Origin of the sequence: Vibrio sp. McD22-P3 (assembly GCF_021568915.1) — a bacterium.
Lineage (GTDB): Bacteria > Pseudomonadota > Gammaproteobacteria > Enterobacterales > Vibrionaceae > Vibrio > Vibrio mediterranei.
Map to the genome: position 1 here is coordinate 46,263 of NZ_JAKGTN010000005.1, position 15,095 is coordinate 61,357.

Below are 15,095 nucleotides of genomic sequence, written 5' to 3' on the forward strand. Positions count from 1 at the left end.
AGCTATACTTAGGGTTCACCTAGTGTACTTATTACGAGATCACAAACCAACTTTAGATCTCACCCAAATCTTGGAAGCATAACGTGAAGGACAGCCTTGTATTGCCAAGATCGTATCAACAAACGTACATTGAGAAGAAGGAATTGAGTTAAATCGGACTAGGTGTTGAAAATAACAACATAACAAAAAAGTGAGGAGGCAATTATGCTTACCAATCAAAGAGCTCCGTCTAAAAAAGGACCGCAAAATAGTAACAAGAAACGTTCTAATGTCCCTTTATCGCTGACGTGACCAAATCACTTAACTGTAAGTAAAATAGTAAAGCCCCCTACAATGCTGTAGAGGGCTTTTTAGTGTCCGTCATTTTAGAGGGAAAGTTGGCTTGCTAAGTGTCAATCGGCTGCTGAAGTTCAGAAAATAGTTGTGCAAGGCCATCGTCTGAGATCACTGGTGTAGTTTTGTGGCAAGTAGAACAATTACTCGGCTTTCCATCGCACATTTGGCGCATCATAATATCATCTAAATTGCGCGTACCTTGCTTGCAATCATGCTCAATAGTTTTAAATACGTGACATTTATCTGAGTTAGGTATATCCGCTAACCCAACGATAGAAACTCCTTGCATCCTCGCAAGCACAAGAAGCTCTTCTATCTTCTGTTTTAATTCTTGATTCATATTATTATCCCGACTCTGGCGGTCTTTACCTGTCTATTTATACTAAAGTCTAATGTACTTATTAAATCCAACAACCTTGATCACTTAAATTGATACATTTGTCATATTTCTAAACTATCGTCCTATTTTTATAAAACGCTTCGCAAACGACAGCACTTTGTAACATGCCGGTAAATATATAGCTTCCAAGAATATAAAATGGGTTAAATATCACACAATTAAACGGCCAAATGCAATACGATGCACGATACTAAACCACCCAAGAAAGGCCAATTATTACACCAGCATCCACCCTTATAATCGCACTTTTATCTACAAAACAATCAACAATAAAGAATTTTCACAACGTAACGAGCATGATTTATACAACTGTAAACCAGCCACTTCAATTTAGGTATACATTAGAAGTGTTGAGTAAAATCGTTCTGAACAACAGAAAAACCTTATGATTTATATCATATAAATCATAAGGTTAAATTGGCGGTGTAATGGCGCACATACTCAGGAACATTGATACAAATGATGCTTATTCTCAAACAGGTGGTGGCAACAAATGAAACAAAGGATAAATGTTGCCGCTATGTATCCATTTTATTAAATGAACATTGTATTCCGATTTTAAAATATAGTAATTTATGACAGAGAAACCAATTTCATAGCTGAACAATATAATCAGAAGAAGAAAGACACATTTATTACAAGCAGTTGGGAAGGGATGAATATGAGAGCAGTCAAGGAAAAGAGCAGTCATACAACTTCAGGCAAAGATGAATCCCTAAATATTGGTGCAACGTATTTCAAAGAAGTCGCAGGACACGATCTTCTTAGCGCCGAAGATGAAAGACACATTGCAAGAAAAGCGCGAGCTGGAGATACATTAGCGCGACAGCACTTAATCAACTCCAACCTTAGATTAGTGATTAGAACAGCGAAGCGCTATTCAAACAGAGGGCTTGATTTCTATGATCTAATCAATGAGGGAAACATAGGGCTCATTCAAGCGGTTGATAAGTTTGATCCAGAGTTAGGTTATCGCTTTTCAACGTATGCAGTTTGGTGGATTCAGCAAGCGATTGACCGAGCGATCATGAACCAAGGCCGAACCATTCGTGTTCCTGTCCACGTTACAAAGCAAATACGTGAATGTAGCAAAGCAGCTCATGAGCTTCGCAAAGAAGGTAATCATGAGCCTACGTCTTCAGAAATAGCAGAGCGTACAGGCCGTGCACCTGAAGAAGTAAGCAAACTACTTAAGCTCTCTGAACAGTCCTTATCACTAGATAATGGCTGGGATGAAGAAGGCGATAAGAAAGATCACTTGCAAACCATCGATGATGACGATGTATTTGAGCTTCCAGAACAAGATATCGTGACCCAGAATCTAAATAAAGCTCTCATTGATTTGGTGGACAGTTTACCCGACAAACAACGCGTTATTCTACATCACCGTTTTGGATTACTTGACGATGATCCCAAGACATTAGAACAAGTGGGAGAAATTGTCGGCGTCACCCGAGAAAGAGTGCGTCAGATACAAAAAAGTGCCATGGAGACGCTTCGAGATAAACTTAAACGACAAAATCTAACTCGAGCAGAAATTGATTAATTTCGCTTCTATCACAGCACGTTAGCTCAACATTTACTATAGTCCCACTTACCATCGGTTAGTGGGACTTTTCTTTATGTCATCAAGTTACAATGCCATCATCGCTGGCGCATCTGGGTTAGTGGGAAGCAAACTGCTCACACTGTTAGAGCGAACCGATCACATTGAAACGGTTTACGCGCTATGTCGCTCGCCTCTAGATACACACGCATCAAAAACGATCCAACTAATGGATGGGGCGCTCAGAGTTACAAACTGGGAAGACTCCTCGCCTACCCCTACTCTTGGATTTATCTGTCTCGGTACTACCCTTAAACAAGCTGGCAGCAAAGCGGCGTTGGAAAAAGTAGATTACGACCTTGTCTGTGATGTTGCTCAAACCATGAAGATGATTGGTGTAACGCGTATTGCGGTAGTTTCAAGCTTAGGAGCCTCTCCAAGATCTCTTTCCCATTATCTCAAGTGCAAAGGGCGCGTTGAACGTCGTATCGAAGGCATGGGATTCGACCAAGTTGTCTTTGTTCGACCTGGACCACTCGCAGGTAGAGAAAAACAGATCCGATCAGATGAAGTGGCTGTTCAAAAAATATTCAGCCTCCTATCACCTCTCATGATCGGCTCTCTTAGATCATACGCCCCTATCCCCGCAGAGTCTGTTGCTCAAGCGATGCTCTATAGCGTAATTGAACATCATGATGCGAATTGCGTCGCATATAATTCTGCAAATATGTTGGATATTCTTTCTAGTTATCAAAACTAGCTCGAATATATATTAAACAGCATATAACAAATTGCTCTAACTAATGACATTAATTTATTGTTAACGATTACAACAGATCGGTACTTTAGCCATCTACACTTCTAATTACCTTATGCTAAATAAGGTTTATACGTCAGATGGATAAAAGGATACTTCAATGTCAATTGCGGTTGTCGCAGCGCTAGCGATATTTTTAGGCATACTCTATTTTTTGTATGGACAGCAACAAAAGAAACACGCCCTTTCACGTCTTGTTTTATTCGGTTTGGTTTTAGGGAGTGCTTTCGGACTCGGACTACAATTACTACTAGGTGAAGGTCACGCAGCTATTTCCGAAATCCTTGAATGGGTTAACGTTGTGGGCAGAGGCTATGTCGGTCTTTTAAAAATGATCATCATGCCTTTAGTCTTAGTTTCTATGATTGCCGCTGTGGTAAAACTGGAAAAAGGCGGCTCTTTAGGCAAAATTAGTGGCCTGACTATTTCTGTACTACTTGCTACGACTGCCGTCTCCGCACTTATCGGTATTGCAGTCACTCAAGCATTTGGTTTAAGTGCTGAAGGGCTCACTGAAGGTGCACGTGAAACGGCTCGTATCGCGGTACTAGAAAGTCGCGTCGACCGTGTAAGCGATCTCACAATTCCACAAATGCTGGTTAGCTTCATTCCAACCAATCCATTTGCTGACCTAACCGGTGCCCGCTCTACTTCTATTATCGCTGTAGTTATTTTTGGTGTCCTTACTGGTATAGCTGCACGAAAAGTGATGGCCGAGAAAGAAGAGCTTGAGTCACCGATCCGCACTTTTGTCGATGCAACGCAATCTGTTGTTATGCGCCTGGTAAAAATGATTATGGCATTAACGCCTTATGGCATTGCGGCTCTGATGGCGAAAGTTGTCGCGACTTCAAGTGCAGGTGACATCTTAAATCTACTTGGTTTTATCGTTGCGTCTTACTTAGCCATTTTCTTAATGTTCTTGGTTCACGGTTTCTTGGTCTCACTTGTTGGCGTAAGTCCGAAAGAATATTTCCAGAAGATTTGGCCAGTACTAACTTTTGCGTTCTCATCTCGAAGCTCTGCTGCGACCATTCCATTGAACGTAGAAGCACAGGTTACCAAACTCAACGTACCACCAGCTATTGCTAACTTATCAGCATCATTTGGGGCGACAATTGGACAAAACGGTTGTGCCGGTATCTATCCTGCAATGTTAGCCGTAATGGTTGCACCAACTGTCGGTATTGACCCAATGGACTTTAACTTCATCCTGTCGTTAGTTGCCATTATTACTATTAGCTCTTTTGGTATCGCGGGTGTCGGTGGCGGCGCAACATTTGCTGCTCTTATCGTACTGCCAGCAATGGGGTTGCCGGTCACTATCGCTGCGCTACTTATCTCCATTGAACCTTTAATCGACATGGCGCGTACCGCACTGAATGTCTCTGGCGCGATGACCGCAGGTACTATTACTAGTCGTCTGCTCAAGAAGAAACAACCTGAGCTCGAGCAAGCTAACGCATAATAACTAGCTCAAGTCATTCTAGCGAAGCGGCCTTCATGGCCGCTTTTTTTATTATTAATTTCAGTGCGTTAAAATTTATTTCGATATTTATCGAAATATTTATTGATCTCAATCCAAATAGTTCTATAATTCCAAACATATCGAATCATTAGGACTAACTAATATGAACGCTGAATTTTTAGAAATGGCTAAAGAAACTGCAAACATGTTTGCCTTTCTAGCCACTGAACTTATCATCCTTTTCTTAGCAATAAGTTACATTGTTGGGGTATTGCAGGAGTTCCTAACACCTGAAAAAATCCAATCTATTCTGAGTTCCAAAAATGGCAAAGGTTACTTTATCGCTGCCCTTCTTGGCTCAATTACACCGTTTTGCTCGTGCTCAACCATCCCTTTCTTAAAAGGTTTGCTGAGAGCGAGAGCGGGGTTTGGCCCAATGATGGTTTTCTTGTTCGCTAGCCCATTACTTAACCCTGTAATCATCGGCTTGTTCGTGGTGACATTTGGTATCAAAGTCGCAGTGTTCTATTTCTCTATCGCAATGTTCGTTGCCGTCACTGCTGGCTATGTTCTAGAGAAACTAGGATTTGAACGCTACGTAAAACCTGAAGCATACCAAACCAACTCAGCAGCGAGCTCATGTGGTACATCATGTGGTGATACTGAACCTGCAAAAGTTGAAACTTCTTCTTGCGGCACATCTAGCGGCTGTGGCACTTCTGCAAAACCGGTTGTAACGCAGGCAAAAGAGTCGTCATGCTGTGCACCTGTAGCTGCGAAAACAAGCTGCTGCTCTAGCGAGGAACCAACCATTACCGACATCAACACCGATGGTAGTGCATGCTGTGGCACCACTTCAGCAGTAACAAAAGAAGATAGCCGCTGGCTACGTATTTGGAAATCGACTTGGAGCGACTTCAAACAAGTATTCCCATATCTAATGATTGGTATCTTGTTAGGTTCATTTATTTACGGGTTTATACCAACTGACCTTATCGCAGAATATGCTGGTGAAGGAGTATGGTATGCGATTCCGATTGCAGCTGTTATTGGTATTCCACTATACATTCGTGCAGAGGCCGTTATTCCGCTAAGTGCAGCTTTGGTTCAAAAAGGTATGGCTTTAGGATCTGTGATGGCACTTATCATTGGCAGTGCTGGTGCCAGCTTAACAGAGGTTATCTTGTTGAAATCTATCTTCAAGAACCAAATGATTGCCGCTTTCTTAGTCGTTATCTTAGGCATGGCAATTAGCGCGGGTTACCTCTACAGCTACCTATTTGGTTAATACAACTTAGTAAACTTCAAAGCGCTGCTCGGCAGCGCTTTTTTCTTTAATTTTCAATAGTTATCGTCAAAATTACCACGCAAAACTTCATTTAATGTCTATAGTTTCTTATGAGTTGGTATCTTCAACGTAAGGGATTATGAACGACAAGGCCAAATTCGCGACAAAGGTAGCACTCAGTCTTACCCTCGCTTACCTCATTCCATTTGCATTAGGTTGGCCTCAGGCTTCTACTGCGGCTACCACTGTTATGCTCATCGCATCAACAGGAAGCCAACGTGAATCATTAGAGAAAGGAACCTTAAGAGTACTTGGAACCATAGTTGGTGCCGTTATTGGATTGTTGCTAGTCGGTATGTTCGCCCAAGATCGTCTGTTATACATGCTGAGTGTTTCTGTTGTGGCATCCTTTATCTTCTACTTTAAAAATGCCTATCTAAAAGATCCGACGTTATTCATGTTAACAGGTGTCATGACCTTAATGATGTCAAACGGAGGAGATGCAGAAGGTGCATTCTTATATGGCGTTGACCGTGCTCACATGACCGTGTTTGGTGTCATTATTTACACTTTGGTAGGCACCTACCTGTTCCCAAACAAAACAGAACAGAATCTTCGCCGTATGACCCACGACGTCGTTTCGCTCCAAAAACAGATCCTCGAACGCCTCTCGCCACCAATCGATACAACATCTCATATAACAGATTCGGAAAAGGCGTCTGAACCATCGTCAGACGATAATCAGTCCCCCAGTCTAAATGACTTAATTGAGAAGTTGTACGCGAGTCAAACCGCCTTAGAAACTCGCTTTTCTACCGAGAGTAAAGAATGCAGCGATGTGTCCGCTTACCTTCAAGAGTGGCAGCTCACGCTTCACTACACCAAACAGATAACCAATCTGCTGATAGCAACTTCTAGTTCGAACTTTCTGCAGGGTGAGCCTCAGAAATTTATCACCAATTACGATGAGTTTGTCGCCGATATTCAGCAATTATTCGAACAGTGTGAACACTGCCTCCAAGCATCAGACGAGGGGTTAGAGTATCGTTGGCAAGAACGAAAAGTCGCCTTAGACCTAGACTCTCTCAGTAATCATCCTCATCTATCTAAGAGTTCTGCCATTACCTTGGGGTATGTGCTCAACCGCCTTCATACCAGTATTTCGAGGCTGAACGAAACTGTTAGTTGTATCGATTCCGTTACCAAATCAGTGTCATTTGACGAAAAGCCTCGGAAAAGTGCCGGAGCTTTCCTATGGTGGGACGCAGAAAACTTTAAGACATCGATTAAAGTCTTTGTGACCTACTGGGTAGCCGCTTTTATCTGGATCTTTTTCAATCCTCCGGGTGGGTATAGCTTCGTCATTTTCTCCACCATTTTTGTTTCTTTACTCTCTTTCCTACCCGTGCATCCTAAATTACTCGGCTTTCTATTTACGTTCGGGTTTATCTTTGCCGTTCCCGCTTACGTTTTTGTTCTTCCCACATTGGAACTTGGCATCGAACTCGCCCTTTTCCTTTTTGCGTATACCTTTATTGGCTTCTATCTATTTAAAGGCCCCATCACAATCTTCTTTATGATCGGCCTTTTTATTCTCGGTATCGACAACGTCATGAATTACCATTTTGGCATTCTCCTTACCATCATGATGTTGTTCTATCTTGTGGTTTTAATGCTTGTGTTCGCCCATTACTTCCCTTTCTCGAGTAAAGCCGAACGCCTATTCTTATTGGTAAGACAAAGACTTTTCACTCATGTTTATCAATTAGTTGTTAAGCTTCAAATGCTAAACCGCTCAACCCTGGCTAACTTTACAATTCAATTACATCTAAAAACGGCCAATGTTGCAGCTAAGAAACTTGCATTGTGGGCAAGTAAGATCGATCTCAACTACTTTGACAAGAACGATCACCAATCACTGACTGCCTACACAAAGCAGTGTCGTAATTTAATAAATCATTTAAATACACTCGTCATCGCACAAACTCATCTGAAAAATAACCCATTGATTACTAAGCTTAGAAACGAGTACACGGACGAAAGCTTACTAACGTTAATCCGTACTCATAACCGTGATCAAAGAGAGCGTGTACAAACGCTTGAAGACGTGCAATGCGAATACGCTAAAACAGAGGCTATTCTCGATGCGTTTTTTCAGCAGTTAGATCCTGAGCAGTACGCTCAAAAAGACATTGCAGAGTTCTATATCTTCCTCAGCTTAAAACGAAGTGTTTTTGAGTCTCTGATAAAAGTGGAAGAAGCGGTTCAGAATGTCGACCTCAATAATCTCAAAATGCATCGATTTTAGGAAAGGTAGTAATGATCTCTCACCTCACAAAGTCCTGTTTTATCGCGTTAGCCACGTTGTCTATGACAGCGTGTACTACGCTTGGTCCAGATTTTACACCGAGTCAAGAAACCCAACTTCCGTCATCGTGGAACGATTCAGACACACAAGCTAGCATGGACTCAACCGTAAAATGGTGGGAACAGTTTAACGACCCGACTTTGAACAAACTTGTTGATATTGCCTCTCAACAGAATTTAGATGTGGAAGCAGCCGGTTTTAGAATCTTGCAAGCGCGTTCAGTTCTGGGTATCGCCGATGGATTGCAATATCCTCAGCTACAATCCATATCTGGCAACCTAGCCAAAGCTTACGCCAATGAAAGTTCATTCAACAATGCAACCTTGAGCTTTGATGCGGGTTGGGAAATGGATGTTTGGGGAAAATATGCACGCGGAATTGAATCAGCCCAAGCGGGTTATTACGCCTCCATCGCTTCCTACAACGATATTTTGGTGACCATCACCTCTGAAGTGGCAAGAAACTATATTAATTACCGAACATTCCAAGAACGCATACTGCTTTCACAGCGCAATATCGAGATTCAAGAGCGAGTAGTCAACATTACGCGAGTGCAGTTTGAGTCAGGCAATGTCACCGAACTCGACGTTCAACAGGCGCGCAATCAACTATTCACCACCAAAGCTGCCCTACCGGCGCTAACTGTAGCGATGTTGCAAGCCAAAAATGCGTTGGCGGTCCTGCTGGGCACATTGCCTGAAGCAATAGAGCCCATTCTTAAGTCAGACATGGAGCAGAAACTGGTTCAATTTGAGCAGCGTTTTAAAGCTTCCGGATCAAAAAGCGCTATTTCGGAAAAGGGAGATGGCTCTATCGTTCCAGAAACCCCAGTATTAGCCAATCTTGTTGACGCTAGTTTGGTTATGCGCAGACCAGACTTACAAGTCGCAGAGCTTCAAGCTCATGCCCAAAGCGCTCAAATCGGTGTCGCTGAAACGGCGTTGTACCCAAGCTTCTCCCTCTTTGGATCCATAGGCATTAACAGCTCTGTACCTTCAGGCAGTAGTTTCAGCTTCAACGATTCGCTGACGTTGGTGGCCGGACCCGCAATGAGCTGGAACATTTTTCAATATGGGCGAGTGAAGAACAATATCCGTTTTGAAGACGCGAAATTCCAAGAAACCCTGACCAATTACAACAAAAAAGTACTACAAGCGGTTCAAGAGGTGACGAATGCAATGGAAGCCTACGATTTGTATCGAGAACAAAAATCCCTGCGCTTAGAGTCAGTAAACGCCTCAGTTCGCGCGTTTAATATCTCACTCACTCAGTATGAGAACGGACAAATCTCATTTGAGCGTTTATTGAACTCCGTCGAAAAAATGACTCGAAGCGAAGACAGTTACGCTCAAATTAAAGGAAACGTCGCTAACCAAGTTGTCGCCTTGTACAAGTCACTAGGTGGCGGTTGGCAAATTAACTCAGGAAAAGCGTTTGTGTCTCCAGAGCATGTCGAACAGATGAACAAGCGCACCGATTGGAGTGACCAATTACAGCAAGAAAATGTTGCGCTACCTTCATTAACTCTACGCACAGGTGCCAAACCACCAGCAACGGACAAGGAGGATAAATAGATGCCACATGAAATGTCGTGGGGAGATATTTACTTTTCTCCTTTGGTGTTAGTCCTGATTCTCGCACTCATTGCGACTTGGATAACCGTCGTGATGCTAAACAAGGTGAAGCTATCAAGATTCATCGCCTTCCCTTCGCTCACGTTCTTAGCAATCCTAGTGTTGTATGTCATTGCTATCGACCATTTCTATTTAAGGTTTTAGGAGCTCGTCACTATGAAAAAATCTCTCATTATTATCCTAAACCTGATTATCCTTGGTGGCGCTGGGTGGTTTGGGTATCAGAAATACCAAGATTACTTCAACAACCCTTGGACACGCGATGGCCAAGTTAGAGCGAATATCATCAAGGTTGCCCCAAGAGTCTCAGGCCCGATTGTCAACGTAGCTATTGTTGACAACCAACAAGTCAAACGAGGCGACTTGTTATTTGAAATCGACCCTGAAACCTATCAAGTTGCCCTCTCCCAAGCTGAAGTGGCTTTGCAACGCGCCATCATCAGCTCCAAGGGAAAGAAAATCGAGTACGACCGTTTGCTCGACATTCGCAAAAAAGACAAAGGAGCAGTCTCTCATAAGGATCTCATTCGACGCGAAATTGCCTATCAAGAGTCACTACTGCAAATCAAAGCCTCAGAGGAACAATTAAAGTCCGCTCGCCTCAATCTTAGCTATACGCGCGTTGTCGCCTCGGTGGATGGCTATGTCTCCAACCTTGATATCCGAGAAGGAACACAGGCCGTCGCTAACCAACCTCTTGTCGCCTTGATTGATGAAAACAGTTTCTGGGTATTTGGCTTCTTTAGAGAGAACCAACTACCAAGAATACACCCTGGTAGCCAAGCAAGAGTGACTTTGATGTCACATCCAGATGAACCTATTCATGCCACTGTCGATTCTATCGGCTGGGGTATCGCGCCCAAAGATGGCACAGTTGGCTATAACCTTTTGCCCAACGTCAATCCTGTTTTCCAATGGATTCGCCTCGCCCAGAGAATCCCAGTTCGAGTGTCGTTACATGAACTCCCTGAAGGAGTACATCTGCGTTTTGGATTATCAGCGTCAATTATGGTGATGGAACAAAGTGAAGACTAGGGAGAAACGATGATGGAAATGGGGAATCGGTTAAGAAAAATCAATGAAGACAATAATTTCTTCTATCTTACTGTAGCGTTAATCGCGTTACTTATCAGCTCAGCATTGGCCGAAATCGTTGGGCAAGGTGTAATAGATCATGTTCTTCAACTGTTTATCATCGTCACTTTCATTGTTTGCTTAGCCAGTCTGCGATTCGATAAAGGATGGACGCGATTTTTGATAACGCTTGTATGCCTATGGATCTTAGCGACGTTGGCAAAAATTGTCTTCGAGCTCCGTGAAATGGACTTCGTTATGCTCGCCCTCACCTTCTCATTCTTCTTTGGTACCTTTAAGTCGACAGCTAAACAGGTGCTCTTCCACGGCAAGGTCAACACCAACAAAGTCATTGGTTCAGTAGCATTATTTTTACTACTCGGCTTAATGTGGGCTATCGTTTACTTAATTATTATCGAATATTCCCCACAAGCCTTTACGGGGCTCGAAGCCATTACGTGGGGAGAGAATTTCTCTAACGCAGCGTATTTCAGCTTCGTTACTTTAACAACGTTAGGTTATGGCGACATCAGTCCAATTACTCCGCTAGCACAAGTTGTCGTGTATTTGGAAGCCATTGTCGGAGTGTTCTATATGGCAATAGTCGTATCAAGTTTGGTAAGTGCAAATATTGAAAACAGGGAAAACAACAATGGATAGACAGACTGAACAGCGTCAAAGCAAGCTCTTTGTCAATAATATGGTCGAATCGGCCATTCGAATTGGTTTATTGGTGATATTGCTGATCTTCACCTACGATATCATTAAACCTTTTATCATTCCTGTCCTCTGGGGCTCAATCATAGCCGTCGCCTTGTTGCCACTGACCAAAAAGTTAGAGCGCTCATTAGGTGGCAAACGGGGATTAGCCGCTACTCTGGTCTCCTTAATCGGTATTTCTTTGTTGGTGATCCCTTTCGTCATGGTTTCTGGTTCAATTTACGAGGGCGTCGCTCATACCACTGAAGTAATACAAAGTGGCGAGATAAAAATCCCGGGGCCCACCTCTAAGGTCGCCGACATCCCTGTCATTGGTGACAAGTTGTATAGCATTTGGAACCTGTTCGCCACTAACATGGAAAAAGCTATACAGCAGTTTTTGCCTGAGATTAAAGGCTTTCTCGGTACTGTCGCCTCCATATTAGGCGGTGCATTAACAAGCTTGATTATGTTCATCATTTCCCTCGCAATTGCCGGTGGATTTATGGCACATGCAGAGAAAATTTCAGGAGCGTTAGAAACCGTTGCAGTAAGAGCTGTTGGGAAAAAAGCTGAACAGTGGGCTAACTTGATGGCAGCAACTATTCGCAGTGTATTACTAGGTGTTGTTGGTGTGGCGTTTATTCAAGCGGCAATCATCGGTGCTGCGATGTTTGTGTTTAAAGTTCCGGCTGCTGGTTTGCTGACACTCGCAACATTGATCCTTTGTATCGCTCAGTTACCTGCTCTACTTATCGTTGCACCGGTAATTTTCTACGTTTATTCCACAGGAGACGGAACTAGTACGACACTGTTTACTATTTGGGCATTAGCGGGTGGATTATCTGATAACATTCTCAAGCCTATGTTGATGGGGCGTGGCGTTGATGTGCCGATGCCTATTATCTTAATCGGTGCCATCGGTGGGATGTTGTTCGCTGGAATTATTGGTCTGTTCCTCGGCGCTATTATTCTCGCCATTTGGTATGAATTGTTCTTATTCTGGATTAATTACGAAGAGCAGACCGAGTTGTCAGAAGACGACGTTGAGGCAACATCAGAAAGTAATACGAAAGCCGAAAACAGCTAATACGATGAGCAGCGGATAAAAAACAGCCGATAAAGTCACTAAACTTTATCGGCTGTGTTATTTAAGGGGCTGCGGAACGTTACTGGTGTTCACTTAGGACATTTGCGAGCACATCCACCGCTTTTACAAGCTCTTCTGGCGTTGAGTTAGTGAAGTTCAAGCGAAGTGCCGAAGGCTGCCCGTTTGCCTCTGGATAAAATACAGGGCTAGGAACCACGGCAACACCTTTTGACAACAGTGCCTTAGCTAATTCAAACGTATCGCACGAAGGAATCCCAACCCAAATAAACATACCGCCATCAACAGAGTTCAACGTACAACTCTCGGGTAACTTAGCTTCTAATGCTTCAGATAGCGTTTGATAACGCGCCTTATAAATCCCTTTTACTGTATCTAGGTGGGCGTCAAAGTCATCATGTTTTAGCAAGCCCAGTAGCGCAGCTTGCATTGGAATGCTGGAGTGCAGATCGGCACCTTGTTTGATCTTAATAATCGGCTCAATATAGCTCTTCTTGCCAGTGACCACACCAATGCGAAGGCCTGGAGAAGCAATTTTAGAGAACGAACGAAATACAATGGAGTTATCTGGACAAAAGGTCGAGACCATTGGCAACGCCTCTCCGGTAAATCGGAGTTCGCGGTACGGAGCATCTTCAATAAATGCCACATTGTATTGAATGCAAAGCTCCGCGACTTTTTGACGCGTTTCCAGTGTCCAACAAACACCTGTCGGATTGTGGAAATCTGGCACTGCATAAAACATTTTTGGCGAGTTGATTTTAAAGCACGTTTCAAGTTGTTCTAGATTAGGGCCGGAAGCCACTTGTGACACCGTCACGATATTCGCCCCGACTAAGCCGAACACTTGCATAGCCCCCAGATAACTAGGCGCTTCCATTACGACCGTATCACCCGGATTAATGTAAGCTCTTGCCACCAAATCCAGACCTTGCTGAGATCCTGTACAAACAACCGCACTGTGATTGCTTGGTAGTTGGTAATAGTCCGATAGGAAATCGAGTAACGGCGTATACCCTGCCGTGGTTCCGTACTGGAATACCTCTGGCTTATCACATAACCCTTCAAACGTGGAGCGCATTAGCTCGATGGGGAATGTATCAGGATCTGGCAATCCTCCAGCCAGTGAAATGACGCTTGGATCGCTGGCTGCACTCAGAATTTCACGAATATAAGACGAAGGGACATTTTGAAGATAGCGAGCGATTTCCATATATTTCCTTACCAATACAACTAATAGCGGGGCATTATTTTAGATTAAGAACAATTAATGATGTATATAGAGAGATTTAAACTACCCCGCCATAACGAAAAATCAGCTTACACGCTATTGCAAGCTTCATGTTGTCCATTTATGCTTATAAACATGTCCATTTATGCGATTTTGATTGTGAATGCCCGTCATCTAACTCGAATCAACGACGTCCTGTTCTATATCCACAGTGATATAAGTAAAGAGCTTTCCGGAAAAGAGCTCGCTGCTATTGGGGCCTATTCCGAACAGCATTTCCATCGAGTATTTAAGGAAGTCGTTGGTGAATCACTGCATCAATATATCCGCCGCACAAGAATGGAATACGCCGCAAATCAATTAATGTTCGATACCAAGTCTAGTATTCAGCAGATAGCAAATAAGAGTGGTTTTAGCTCAATATCATCATTTTCGCGTGCGTTCAAAGACGTGTTCAGACTCTCACCCGGTCAGTGGCGAAAACACGATCCTCAAGTGTCACACAAGCCTTATTTAGCGGACCCCGACGTTGCTGCGGGTTATGCCCGAGCTGTGGATCGTCCTATTCCCGCCCCCAAAATTATCGACGCGCCGCCGCGACGCGTCGCATATATCCGTCACATTGGTTACAACCGCTCTATAGGTAAGCCATGGCAAATGCTCAAAGCATGGGCAAGCGCTGAAAAACGAGATTTTTCGGTACAGTTTGGGTTACATCATTCGAACCCCGCTTGGGTTGAACTAGATAAGTGTCGCTATGTCGCATGCCTAGAAATTGATGCTCCGATCAAACTTCGAGGTACCGTAAACCAAATGACCATTCCGGGTGGTTTACACGCCGTCTTCCGTCTTCAAGGTGTTTACGGTGAGTTGCTTCCGCAAATAAGTCGAATCCAAGAGAAATGGTTACCGCAGTCTGGCTTCAAAGCCAGTGCAACCCCAGCTTACGTACATTATCATCGCAATCATTTCTTGGCGCCTGACGAAGTTTTTGAACTGGATTTTTATCTGCCTATCAGTTTTTATTGACCAGTTACCTCTCCCTTTGCATTTGTTTTGTAACAAAGCACAAACGTGTGCCCTGTTTTCATCAATTGGTACGGTAATTTACTCGTGTCCACGGTAA

The 15,095-nt window shown here is 43.4% G+C and carries 13 protein-coding genes; 11 read left to right on the plus strand and 2 right to left on the minus strand.

Annotation, left to right across the window (positions count from 1 at the left end):
• Positions 1–385: 385 nt before the first annotated feature.
• Complete coding sequence (locus L2W36_RS07225) at positions 386–676, minus strand: hypothetical protein (protein WP_006070567.1); 291 nt, start codon at positions 674–676, stop codon at positions 386–388.
• Positions 677–1,397: 721 nt separating this feature from the next.
• Between L2W36_RS07225 and L2W36_RS07230 the strand changes: the two genes are divergently transcribed.
• From L2W36_RS07230 to L2W36_RS07275, 10 genes are all read left to right on the plus strand, one after another.
• Positions 1,398–2,282 carry a sigma-70 family RNA polymerase sigma factor gene (locus L2W36_RS07230; protein WP_038222111.1) on the plus strand — a complete coding sequence of 295 codons (885 nt, stop codon included), beginning with the start codon at positions 1,398–1,400 and terminating at the stop codon, positions 2,280–2,282.
• A gap of 76 nt (positions 2,283–2,358) precedes the next feature.
• Positions 2,359–3,042, plus strand: a complete 684-nt coding sequence (locus tag L2W36_RS07235) for an NAD(P)H-binding protein (RefSeq protein WP_236109683.1) — start codon at positions 2,359–2,361, stop codon at positions 3,040–3,042.
• Positions 3,043–3,199: 157 nt separating this feature from the next.
• On the plus strand, positions 3,200–4,567 hold the full coding sequence (locus L2W36_RS07240; protein WP_236109684.1) for an L-cystine transporter: 1,368 nt from the start codon (positions 3,200–3,202) through the stop codon (positions 4,565–4,567).
• 163 nt (positions 4,568–4,730) lie between these two features.
• Positions 4,731–5,855 (plus strand): permease, encoded by a 1,125-nt coding sequence (locus L2W36_RS07245; RefSeq protein ID WP_038228320.1) that lies wholly within the window; start codon positions 4,731–4,733, stop codon positions 5,853–5,855.
• Positions 5,856–5,994: 139 nt separating this feature from the next.
• Entirely contained in the window at positions 5,995–8,163 is a 2,169-nt protein-coding gene (locus L2W36_RS07250) for an FUSC family protein (protein WP_236109685.1), read from the plus strand.
• Positions 8,164–8,174: 11 nt separating this feature from the next.
• Positions 8,175–9,797, plus strand: coding sequence for a TolC family protein (locus L2W36_RS07255; protein WP_236109686.1), 1,623 nt, complete (start codon positions 8,175–8,177; stop codon positions 9,795–9,797).
• Complete coding sequence (locus tag L2W36_RS07260; protein WP_006072343.1) at positions 9,798–10,001, plus strand: DUF1656 domain-containing protein; 204 nt, start codon at positions 9,798–9,800, stop codon at positions 9,999–10,001.
• A 12-nt stretch (positions 10,002–10,013) separates the two neighbouring features.
• Positions 10,014–10,892, plus strand: a complete 879-nt coding sequence (locus L2W36_RS07265; protein WP_006072342.1) for an HlyD family secretion protein — start codon at positions 10,014–10,016, stop codon at positions 10,890–10,892.
• 12 nt (positions 10,893–10,904) lie between these two features.
• Complete coding sequence (locus L2W36_RS07270) at positions 10,905–11,591, plus strand: potassium channel family protein (protein WP_096441819.1); 687 nt, start codon at positions 10,905–10,907, stop codon at positions 11,589–11,591.
• A complete protein-coding gene (locus L2W36_RS07275; protein WP_198557696.1) occupies positions 11,584–12,720 on the plus strand; it encodes an AI-2E family transporter in 1,137 nt (378 codons plus the stop codon). The genes L2W36_RS07270 and L2W36_RS07275 overlap by 8 nt, the downstream gene beginning before the upstream one ends.
• A gap of 79 nt (positions 12,721–12,799) precedes the next feature.
• Here L2W36_RS07275 and L2W36_RS07280 read toward each other — a convergent pair whose 3' ends face one another.
• A complete protein-coding gene (locus L2W36_RS07280; RefSeq protein WP_236109687.1) occupies positions 12,800–13,951 on the minus strand; it encodes an aminotransferase-like domain-containing protein in 1,152 nt (383 codons plus the stop codon).
• A gap of 141 nt (positions 13,952–14,092) precedes the next feature.
• Here L2W36_RS07280 and L2W36_RS07285 point away from each other — a divergent pair, with 141 nt between their 5' ends.
• On the plus strand, positions 14,093–14,998 hold the full coding sequence (locus tag L2W36_RS07285; RefSeq protein ID WP_006072336.1) for an AraC family transcriptional regulator: 906 nt from the start codon (positions 14,093–14,095) through the stop codon (positions 14,996–14,998).
• Positions 14,999–15,095: the final 97 nt, after the last annotated feature.

What these genes read in the sequence shown, in the direction of transcription:
- L2W36_RS07235 (WP_236109683.1), top strand. Translation starts at nt 2,359, where the DNA reads ATGTCATCAAGTTACAATGCCATCATCGCTGGCGCATCTGGGTTAGTG.
- L2W36_RS07250 (WP_236109685.1), top strand. Translation starts at nt 5,995, where the DNA reads ATGAACGACAAGGCCAAATTCGCGACAAAGGTAGCACTCAGTCTTACC.
- L2W36_RS07230 (WP_038222111.1), top strand. Translation starts at nt 1,398, where the DNA reads ATGAGAGCAGTCAAGGAAAAGAGCAGTCATACAACTTCAGGCAAAGAT.
- L2W36_RS07225 (WP_006070567.1), bottom strand. Translation starts at nt 676, where the DNA reads ATGAATCAAGAATTAAAACAGAAGATAGAAGAGCTTCTTGTGCTTGCG.
- L2W36_RS07270 (WP_096441819.1), top strand. Translation starts at nt 10,905, where the DNA reads ATGGAAATGGGGAATCGGTTAAGAAAAATCAATGAAGACAATAATTTC.
- L2W36_RS07280 (WP_236109687.1), bottom strand. Translation starts at nt 13,951, where the DNA reads ATGGAAATCGCTCGCTATCTTCAAAATGTCCCTTCGTCTTATATTCGT.
- L2W36_RS07265 (WP_006072342.1), top strand. Translation starts at nt 10,014, where the DNA reads ATGAAAAAATCTCTCATTATTATCCTAAACCTGATTATCCTTGGTGGC.
- L2W36_RS07260 (WP_006072343.1), top strand. Translation starts at nt 9,798, where the DNA reads ATGCCACATGAAATGTCGTGGGGAGATATTTACTTTTCTCCTTTGGTG.
- L2W36_RS07245 (WP_038228320.1), top strand. Translation starts at nt 4,731, where the DNA reads ATGAACGCTGAATTTTTAGAAATGGCTAAAGAAACTGCAAACATGTTT.
- L2W36_RS07255 (WP_236109686.1), top strand. Translation starts at nt 8,175, where the DNA reads ATGATCTCTCACCTCACAAAGTCCTGTTTTATCGCGTTAGCCACGTTG.
- L2W36_RS07275 (WP_198557696.1), top strand. Translation starts at nt 11,584, where the DNA reads ATGGATAGACAGACTGAACAGCGTCAAAGCAAGCTCTTTGTCAATAAT.
- L2W36_RS07240 (WP_236109684.1), top strand. Translation starts at nt 3,200, where the DNA reads ATGTCAATTGCGGTTGTCGCAGCGCTAGCGATATTTTTAGGCATACTC.
- L2W36_RS07285 (WP_006072336.1), top strand. Translation starts at nt 14,093, where the DNA reads ATGCTTATAAACATGTCCATTTATGCGATTTTGATTGTGAATGCCCGT.